The sequence below is a fragment of the Streptomyces pseudogriseolus genome, assembly GCA_002154585.1.
Taxonomy (GTDB): Bacteria; Actinomycetota; Actinomycetes; order Streptomycetales; family Streptomycetaceae; genus Streptomyces; species Streptomyces pseudogriseolus.
Window position 1 is genome coordinate 1 of the sequence record MUNG01000195.1, and the last position, 7676, is coordinate 7676.

9 protein-coding genes and 2 tRNA genes are annotated in these 7676 nt (G+C 69.9%); 9 read left to right on the top strand and 2 right to left on the bottom strand.

The annotated features are described in order from the left end of the window. Nucleotides 1-199: 199 nt before the first annotated feature. Entirely contained in the window at nucleotides 200-613 is a 414-nt protein-coding gene (locus CCN29_RS18405; RefSeq protein ID WP_004002642.1) for an SsgA family sporulation/cell division regulator, read from the bottom strand. A gap of 191 nt (nucleotides 614-804) precedes the next feature. On the opposite strand from CCN29_RS18405, the gene CCN29_RS18410 reads away from it, so the two are divergent. The 8 genes from CCN29_RS18410 to CCN29_RS18445 all read left to right on the top strand — a co-directional run bounded on the left by CCN29_RS18410 (nucleotide 805) and on the right by CCN29_RS18445 (nucleotide 6224). Then, nucleotides 805-1263: a TIGR02611 family protein gene (locus CCN29_RS18410; protein WP_031022769.1), complete on the top strand. Its 459-nt coding sequence runs from the start codon at nucleotides 805-807 to the stop codon at nucleotides 1261-1263. 95 nt (nucleotides 1264-1358) lie between these two features. Next, nucleotides 1359-1430: transfer RNA gene (locus CCN29_RS18415), tRNA-Val, on the top strand. Between the two features lie 391 nt (nucleotides 1431-1821). Further along, a complete protein-coding gene (locus tag CCN29_RS18420; protein WP_086683139.1) occupies nucleotides 1822-3111 on the top strand; it encodes an ABC transporter substrate-binding protein in 1290 nt (429 codons plus the stop codon). Nucleotides 3112-3122: 11 nt separating this feature from the next. Beyond that, nucleotides 3123-4112 carry a carbohydrate ABC transporter permease gene (locus CCN29_RS18425; RefSeq protein ID WP_086683141.1) on the top strand — a complete coding sequence of 330 codons (990 nt, stop codon included), beginning with the start codon at nucleotides 3123-3125 and terminating at the stop codon, nucleotides 4110-4112. Next, nucleotides 4109-4993 carry a carbohydrate ABC transporter permease gene (locus CCN29_RS18430; protein WP_086683144.1) on the top strand — a complete coding sequence of 295 codons (885 nt, stop codon included), beginning with the start codon at nucleotides 4109-4111 and terminating at the stop codon, nucleotides 4991-4993. The genes CCN29_RS18425 and CCN29_RS18430 overlap by 4 nt, the downstream gene beginning before the upstream one ends. 11 nt (nucleotides 4994-5004) lie before the next feature. Next, a complete protein-coding gene (locus CCN29_RS18435; RefSeq protein ID WP_086683147.1) occupies nucleotides 5005-5628 on the top strand; it encodes a hypothetical protein in 624 nt (207 codons plus the stop codon). 35 nt (nucleotides 5629-5663) lie between these two features. Further along, nucleotides 5664-6113 carry an SRPBCC family protein gene (locus CCN29_RS18440; protein ID WP_031022779.1) on the top strand — a complete coding sequence of 150 codons (450 nt, stop codon included), beginning with the start codon at nucleotides 5664-5666 and terminating at the stop codon, nucleotides 6111-6113. A gap of 39 nt (nucleotides 6114-6152) precedes the next feature. After that, nucleotides 6153-6224 (top strand) — tRNA-Val (locus tag CCN29_RS18445). A 74-nt stretch (nucleotides 6225-6298) separates the two neighbouring features. Here the strand turns inward: CCN29_RS18445 and CCN29_RS18450 are convergent. Further along, nucleotides 6299-7024 carry a 3'-5' exonuclease gene (locus CCN29_RS18450; protein WP_086683150.1) on the bottom strand — a complete coding sequence of 242 codons (726 nt, stop codon included), beginning with the start codon at nucleotides 7022-7024 and terminating at the stop codon, nucleotides 6299-6301. Nucleotides 7025-7192: 168 nt separating this feature from the next. Between CCN29_RS18450 and CCN29_RS18455 the strand changes: the two genes are divergently transcribed. Next, nucleotides 7193-7676 (top strand): DUF4365 domain-containing protein (locus CCN29_RS18455; RefSeq protein WP_086683153.1); only part of this gene is annotated, 484 nt, incomplete at its 3' end.

The following is a 7676-nucleotide window of genomic DNA, read 5'->3' on the forward strand; positions in this document are numbered from 1 at the left end:
CCCACCCCCGCCGCCCCGGCACCGCGCCTGCGCCCACAACGCCCCGGCACCCAACCAAAAAGCACCGGCACCGAGCCGCGACAACCCGCGGCACCGGCACCGGTGCAGAAGAGCCGTATGCATACACCCGCACGCGGCTGTCCAAGCCCGAGCCGTCACCCCGAGTCGACGGCGCCGGGCGGCTTGAAGGGCGGCCTCGTCAGCTCTCCGCCAGGATGTGCGACAGCTCCTGATCGAGATCGAAGTGCCGGTGCTCCGTGCCGGGCGGCACGGCGGCGTCTGTGCGCTTCAGGAAGGACTCCAGAGCCCGTGCCGGGGCCTCCAGCAGGGCCTCCCCCTCCGGAGAGCTCAGGGCGATGCACACGACGCCCTGACCATGACTGCGCGACGGCCAGACGCGGACGTCGCCGGTGCCCGTGGGGCGGTGAAGTCCCTCGGCGAGGAGGTCGCGGGCGAACACCCACTCGACGGTTTCCTCGGCTCCGGTGTGGAAGGTGGCGTGCACGGCGTAGGGGTCGGCCGTGTCGTACCGCAGGCCTGCGGGGACAGGCAGGGAGGACTCGCTCGACACAACGAGGCGCAGGTGCAGCTCGCAGCTGACCGTGGTGTTCATAAGCGCCAGGGCCTTTCGCTCAGTGTGCGCTCGGGGATTCGCACGTCGGCGAAATCGACATGCCACCTACGGTGCCGTTGTAAACCCCTCTGAGTGTTTTGCGTGGGATTACGTAACTCTTCCGGCCGAGAGATCGTTCGCGTCCTGCGTCCATTCCGGTGATGTCGTCGGCTCCGGTAGTGTTGGGCTGTATGAACACGGGGAGTAACGAGTCCGGCGAGGCCGTGACAGTGGCCCACGGGGTGACGGTGGACGAGAGCGGGCGTCGGGACGAGCAGGGGCTCGGGTCGAGGGCGCCCGAGTTCGTCAAGGCGCGCCGTGCGCTGCATCTGAGCTGGCAGGTGGGGGTCTTCGTCGTCGGCCTGGCCGTCGTCGTGGCCGGTGTGATCATGCTGCCGCTGCCCGGCCCGGGATGGGTCGTGATATTCGGCGGCATGGCGATCTGGGCGACCGAGTTCGTCTGGGCCCAGCTGGTGCTGCGCTGGACCAAGCGCAAGGTCACCGAGGCCGCCCAGCGGGCCCTGGACCCGCGGGTGCGCCGGCGCAACATCATCCTGACGTCGGTCGGCCTGGTGATCGTCGCCGCGCTGGCCGGCTTCTACCTGTGGAAGTTCGGTCTCCAGATGCCCTGGAAGATCAAGGACCAGTGACGCGCGCCGGGGGCCGGCCCCCGGCGCGCGTCACTCACGGCGGTCACCGTGGTCACGGGCACCCGCTGACATGGGGTAATGTTCTTCCTGCGCCCGGGCGATTAGCTCAGTGGGAGAGCGCTTCGTTCACACCGAAGAGGTCACTGGTTCGAACCCAGTATCGCCCACCGGGATCAAGCGGCCCGGCTCACCAACAGTGAGCCGGGCCGCTTCGTCGTGCGCGGGACACGCCTCCGCCGCAGCCCCGCGCCCCGTTCCGCTTCGCCCCCGTTGACCCAACCGTGACCTGACGCGAGCCCCGCCACCACCGCGGGCCCGCTGTTCGGCCGGTCGGCCACAGGGGCGGGTACCTGCCGCTTTCCCTCCCGGCCCGGGACCGTCCCCTCCGCGCCCGCCGGCAGGCGCCCGTGAAGGCCCGCCGGCGATTCCTGTCCGCATCATTGACGCACCCCCGGGCCCTCCGTACCTTGTGCCAGCAAGCGCTTGCTTGAAACGATTCACTGCGGCGCTCGCAAAGCGATGCGCAGAGTGTCCGTAACCGTCGCGGGGAGGGCTCGTATGCAGCAGCGCAAGGGTGTGGAGAGGCGGACGGTCCTCAAGGCGGCAGGGGCCTCGCTCGCCGTCACGGGACTCGGTGCGACGGCGACCGCCTGCGGCGGCGGTAGCGGCTCCGGAGACGGAACGGTGACGATCCGTTATGCGTGGTGGGGTGCGGAGGACCGGGCGCGGCGCATCAACAAGACCATCGACCTCTTCGAGAAGAAGTACCCGAAGATCAAGGTCAAGACCGACTTCCAGCCGTACTCCGATTTCTGGAAGAAGTTCAACACGCAGGCCTCCGGCGGGAATCCGCCGGACGTCTTCCAGAATGCCATCGGATTCCTCCGAAAATACGACGCGAAGAATGTGCTCCTGGACCTCGAGGAACAGGTGAAGGCCGGCAACCTGCGCATGGAGGGCTTCCGGGCGGGCCTCGACACGTTCGGCGAGATCGACGGCAAGCTCCTCGGCGTGCCCGTGGGCTCCAACTCGATGGCCCTGGTCATCGACAAGCCCGTCTACGCCCGCGCCGGCATCACCCCCGAAATGGGCTGGACCTGGGACGACTTCGACGAGGCGATGGCGCGGGTGCGCGACCGTACGGGCCGCGCCGGCGACAGCGGCATGTACGGCGTCATGTACCTCTACGACCTGTATCTGCGTCAGAACGGCAAGGCCTTCTTCACCGAGGACGCTCTCGGTTTCACCGAGTCGGATCTGACCCGGTGGTGGACGAAGGCGGAGAAGGGCGTGACGTCCGGACTCTTCGCCGACCCGAAGAAGGTCGCCCAGATCAAGCCCAAGTCGGCGCTGTCCGCCGAACTCGCGGGCAGCGAGTTCACCTGGGACAACTTCACCGTCCGCTACACCTCCGAAGGCAGGAGCGAGTACGGTCTCGCCCCCATTCCCACCACCGACGGCAAGCGGACCGGCCAGTACCTCGGCTCGCTGATGCTGAGCGCCTCCCGGCGCACCGAGCACCCGGCGGAGGTCGCGCGGTTCATCGACTTCATGGTGCACGACCCCGAGGTCGCCCGAATCATGGGCTACGACCGCGGCGTCCCCGCCACCACCGCGCAGTACGCGGCGTACCGGCCCACCGACCCGGTCAACAAGGCGATCGCCGCCTACGAGGAGTCCCTCGTCGCGGCGGACGTGCTGGAGCCCGTCACCCCGCACCCGAACGGCGCCGACATCTGCGAGGCCGCGTTCCTGCGCATCGGCGAGGAGCTGGGGCTCGGCAAGCGGTCGGTGGCCGACGCCGTCGAGCAGTTCTTCGACGAGTCGAAGACCGCCCTCGGCAGCTGAGGGGAACCGCCGTGACACACGCCCCCGCGACGCAGGCCCGGGCGAAGGACGCCGAGCCGCGGCACGGTCCGGACACACCCCTGCGCCCCTCCGACCCGAAGACACGCGGCCGGCGGGAGAACCTGGCCGGCTATCTCTTTCTGTCCCCGTGGATCGCCGGGTTCCTGCTGCTGACGGCGGGCCCGATGGCCGCCTCGCTGTACTTCGCCTTCACCGACTACAACCTGTTCGACGCCCCGCGCTGGATCGGCCTGGACGACTTCTCCGAGATGTTCGGCGACCCGCGCTGGCGCCACTCGGTGCGGGTCACCCTCTGGTACGTCGTCGTCGGCACGCCGGTCAAACTGCTCGTCGCCCTCGGCGTGGCTCTGCTGCTGGCGCAGAAGCGGCGCGGGCAGGCCTTCTACCGGGCCGCCTTCTACGCGCCGTCCCTGATCGGGGCGAGCGTCTCCGTCGCCATCGTCTGGAAGGCGATCTTCTCGGACGACGCCATCGTCGACCGGACGCAGAAGGCGTTCGGCGTCGACGTCGGCGGCTGGACCGGCGACCCGGACCTCGTCATCTACAGCCTGGTCGCCCTGACCGTCTGGCAGTTCGGCGCGCCCATGGTCATCTTCCTGGCCGGGCTGAAGCAGGTGCCGAGGGAACTGTACGAGGCGGCCGACGTCGACGGGGCGGGCAGGTTCCGGCAGTTCTGGAACATCACCCTGCCGATGATCTCGCCGGTGCTGTTCTTCAACGTCCTGCTGGAGACGATCCACTCGTTCCAGATCTTCAGCTCCGCCTACATCGTCGGCGGCGGCGCCGGCGGCAACGCCTGCGGTCCGGCGGACGGCTCCATGGTCTATACCTGCTACCTGTACGTCCAGGGCTTCGAGAACAGCCGGATGGGCCTGGCCTCCGCCATGGCATGGATGCTGCTCGTCGCCGTCGCCCTGGTCACGGCGGTGCTGTTCCGGTCCCAGAAGCGCTGGGTGCACTACGAGGAGGGCGGCCGATGAGCACACAGGCCACCGACATCACCCGCGCCCCGTCACCCAAGAGGGCGCGGCGGCTGCCCGGCTCGCTCGCCTGGCACCTCGGGTCGCTGGCGGTCCTCGCGGTGATCCTCTACCCGGTGGTGTGGGTCGTCGGCGGGTCGTTCAAGCGGAGCGAGGACGTCGTCGGCAGCCTGGACCTCTTCCCGGCCGACCCGACCGTCTCCAACTACACCAGCCTCGCCGACGGCATCGCGGACATCTCCGTCTCCACCTTCTTCCTCAACTCGCTGTTCCTCGCCGTGGGTTCGGTGGCCGGCATTCTGATCTCCTGCTCGCTCACCGCCTACGCCTTCGCCAGGATCCGGTTCGCGGGCCGCAATCTGCTCTTCACCCTGATGATCGGCACGCTGCTGCTGCCGTACCACGTGCTGCTGATCCCGCAGTACGTGCTGTTCCGCAACCTCGACATGATCAACACGTACACCCCGCTGCTGCTGGGGAAATACCTGGCCACGGAGGCGTTCTTCGTCTTCCTGATGGTGCAGTTCATGCGGAACCTGCCCCGGGAACTGGATGAGGCGGCCCGGCTCGACGGCTGCGGGCACCTGCGCATCTACTGGTCGATCGTGCTGCCGCTGTGCCGGCCCGCGCTGATCACCAGCGCCATCTTCACCTTCATCAACGCCTGGAACGACTTCATGGGCCCGCTGATCTACCTCAACGAGCCCAGCAAGTACACCGTCTCCCTCGGCCTCAAGATGTTCGTCGACCAGGAGGGACTCGCCGACTACGGCGGCATGATCGCCATGTCGCTCGTCGCGCTGCTGCCGGTGCTGGCCTTCTTCCTCGCCTTCCAGCGCCACCTCATCGACGGCATGGCGACCTCCGGACTGAAGGGCTGAGTGAGCCGACGATGTCCCTCGCACGCACCGGCCCGACGGCCCGGGAGAGGTTCGCGCTCTTCGCCGAGTGCCTGCTGACCGGCGTCTGGATCGCGCTGGCCGCGCTGCCCCTGGTCACCTACCCCGCCGCTCTGGCGGCCGGCGCCCGGCACCTGCGCCGGCATCTGGCCCATGAGCGGGGCGGGTGGCGCGAGTTCACCGCCGACTTCCGGACGGCGGTGCGCGGCGGATGGCTCGTCGGGCTCGCCGGGTGGGCCGCCGCGGCCGTCGTCTGGTTCGACCTGCGCGCCGTACGGGCGGGGCTGCCGGGCGGTCCGGCGGTCAGGGCCGTCGGGGTGCTCGCACTGCTCGGGGCGGCGGCCGCGCTGCTGCGCGCGGCGGCGTTGTGGCGGCCCGGTGCGTCCTGGCGGCCGCTCCTGGCGCGGGCCGGGCGGCACACCGTCCGCGACCCCGCCGGATCCTTCCTGCTCATCGGCGGACTGGCCGTCGTGGTCTGCTCCGCCTGGTTCAGCACCCCCCTCGCGGTCCCCACGCTGGGGGCCGTCGCGGCGGCCGCCGTCGCCGTGGAGGAGCGTCACCGGCACGGACGCGCGGCCACCGAGAACCCCGCGCCCCTCGGGGACCGCATGCCGTGACGCACGAGCGGCGCGCGGGCGGGCACACTCCGTACATGGACCGGAACCATTACCGCTTCCGCACCGTGTGGACACTGTCCGCGCCCGCCGCGACCGTGTACGGCGTACTGGAGCGGATCGAGGACTACCCCCGGTGGTGGCCGCAGGTGCGCGAGGTCGCCCGCCTCGACGACACCACCGGCATCGTCACGATCCGCTCCGTCCTCCCGTACGACCTCACCTTCACCCTGCGCGAAGGACGGCGGGACCGGGAGAACGGGGTGCTGGAGGCCGGGCTGTCCGGCGACATCGACGGCTGGGCGCGGTGGACCGTCACCGACCTGGGCGCCCACGGCTGCCTCGCCCACTACGAGCAGGAGGTCGACGTCCGGGCACGGCTGCTGCGGCTGCTCGCCGTGCCCGGACGGCCGCTCTTCCGGGCCAACCACGCGCTGATGCTGAGAGCCGGGCGGCGCGGACTGGCGGCGCACCTGGAAGCGGTTTGAACGAAGCGTCCCGACCCCTGTATTGTTCAGTGCGTTCCCGGGCGATTAGCTCAGTGGGAGAGCGCTTCGTTCACACCGAAGAGGTCACTGGTTCGAACCCAGTATCGCCCACGCCCATGAAAGCGACGTGTGTCCGCCGAGAAGGCGGACCACGTCGCTTCCTTCGTTCCCGCGGTGATGCGAGGTCACGCCGCCGCCGGCAGATCCGGGCGCAGCGGCCAGGCCGGGTCGACGACCTCCTCCGTGCCCGTGCGCTGGAACCACGCCTGAAGACCCCGCGCCTGTGCCGCGTGCCACACCGCCTGCAAGGTGTGCAGCTCACTCGGGGACAGCCGCTCCAGCCGCGATGCGAACCGGCGGCCCACCGCCCGCGTGACCTCCAGCGCGGCCACCGCGTCCGCCGCCGCGTCGTGCGCCTCCTCCAGCTCCACCTCGTAGTGCGCGCACAGATCCGTCAGCGTACGGCGGCCCTTGCGGTAGCGGTCCAGATGCTTGTCCAGCACCCGCGGATCCAGCACCAGCAGCGGCGTCCGCTCGAACCAGCGCGCCAGCGACGACGCCCGGTGCCGGCGCAACTCCCGGTCCAGCAGCGTCAGATCGAACGGCGCGTTCATCACCACCACCGGCCGGCCCACCGCCGCCTGCTCCGCCAGCGCCTGCGCCACCTCGTACATCACCGGCGCAGGCCAGCGGCCGGTGCGCTGCAGATGATCCTCCGTCAGCCCATGCACCTCGGTCGCCGCGGCCGGCACCGGCACACCCGGATTCACCAGCCAGCGGGTCACCCGCGCCCGCGTGCCCGGCGCGTCCTGGACGACGAGAGCGGCCGACACGATCCGGTCGGTCTCGACGTCCACACCCGTGGTCTCCGTGTCGAAGGCGGCCAGCGGCCCCTCGTACCAGCACGTCATACCCACCAACCCCTCGCTCGCCACCAGCAGTTGACGCGCCGCCCACTGCTCGCAGCGGTGATACCCGCCCTGTTTGCGCACTACGCCGGAAGGAGACAACAGGAGTACGGGTCTTTGCAGTTCAGCGACCCGCGCATGGGATTCGACTGTTCTGGAAGGCTGTTGGTCATGGCCATCGCGCAGCCCGAACGGGGCGGGCTGCTGCCGGAGCGCACACCGGCCGCTCGCGGCACCCTCGCCACCACCGCCTGCATGGAGACCCTGCAGGTCGGCTACCTCCACGCCGTCGCCGCGGCGGCGGGGTGCTCACTGTCCCAGCCCTTCCCGGACAACGGCATCGACTGGCACGTCAGCCACAGCGCCCCCGGCCACCTCGTCGACGACGAGGTCACCATCAAAGTGCAGCTCAAGGCCACCTCGCAGATCGCCCCGCACCCCCGCGGACGCTCCTTCTCCTTCACCCTGGACAACGCCCATCTGGAGAAACTCGCCCGCACCCCGGTCTCCGTGCACAAGATCCTCGTCGTGATGATCCTGCCGCGCTCCCAGGACGACTGGCTGCGCGCCGGACACGACCGGCTCGACCTGCGCCACTGCTGCTACTGGGTCAACCTCGCCGGACACCCCGTCACCGGCCGCCGCCGCACCACCG